Source organism: Thiolapillus sp. (assembly GCF_048562965.1).
In the GTDB taxonomy this organism is placed as follows: domain Bacteria; phylum Pseudomonadota; class Gammaproteobacteria; order Chromatiales; family Chromatiaceae; genus Thiolapillus; species Thiolapillus brandeum_A.
On the sequence record NZ_JBHNMF010001038.1, the window covers coordinates 1 to 961 of the forward strand.

The window sequence follows — 961 nt, forward strand, 5'->3', positions numbered from 1 at the left end:
GCAGGATGCAGCAATCAGCGTATAGAACAAGCTCTAACGGGCAGTATGAACAAAATAGCAACTTTATTTCACCCGAAAATATACGGTGGAACAATGTTGCTTACTCTAAACTCTAGTAATTCTGTGTAACTGCCATTTTTAAACGAAGTCCGTCAGCCGGTCTTCGAATTCGATCATAAAACGATTTAGCGCCATTTTCCAATTTCTGATGGGCATGCTCCATTTTTTAGATGCTTCCCGGATTGCCAGGTAGACCACTTTTTTCGCCGAGTCATCAGTTGGAAAGAGCTTACGTTTCTTTATGACTTTCCTGATCACGCTATTCAGCGACTCAATGGCATTGGTCGTGTAAATTGCCCTGCGGATATCTTCAGGATAGTTGAAGAGCGTGTTGAGGTTATTCCAGCAGCTGCGCCAGCTTTTGCTGATCTGTGGATATTTCTCATCCCAACGCTCTGCAAAGGCATCCAGGGCGAGTAAAGCTTCTTCTTCAGTGACAGACTGATAGATACGCTTCAGATCCGCAGTGGCCGGCTTGTAGTCCTTCCAAGGGACATAGCGCACCGAGTTGCGAACCATGTGTACGATACAAAGCTGTATCTGTGCCTGAGGATAAACAGCCTGTATGGCGTCAGGGAAGCCTTTCCCCATCTCCTGTTGAGTACCGATACCACGCTCAGCCCGGAACAGGTCATTGAAGCTTATGGCGAACGCTGGTCGATTGAATCCATGTTCAATCAATTGAAATTGTCCTGGGGTCTAAAGGTAGCATGGCAGCAAACCCCCCTCTGTCAGGATAGATGTCCATCCTATAAAATGGAATTCTAAATGAATTCCCGAGGGGCATGAGAGCAACTGAAATGCGTTATCCGAAAGAGAGAAAAGAAGCAGTTCTGAAAAAGATGCTGCCACCCAACAACAAGCCTATCCAGGAACTGGCACAGGAAGAAGGTATCTGCGA

The 961-nt window shown here is 46.4% G+C and carries 1 pseudogene; it reads right to left on the reverse strand.

Annotated elements, in window-relative coordinates:
- Positions 1-138: 138 nt before the first annotated feature.
- Positions 139-645, reverse strand: a pseudogene (locus ACOCD2_RS22120) (IS256 family transposase); the annotation flags it as partial.
- Positions 646-961 lie beyond the last annotated feature (316 nt).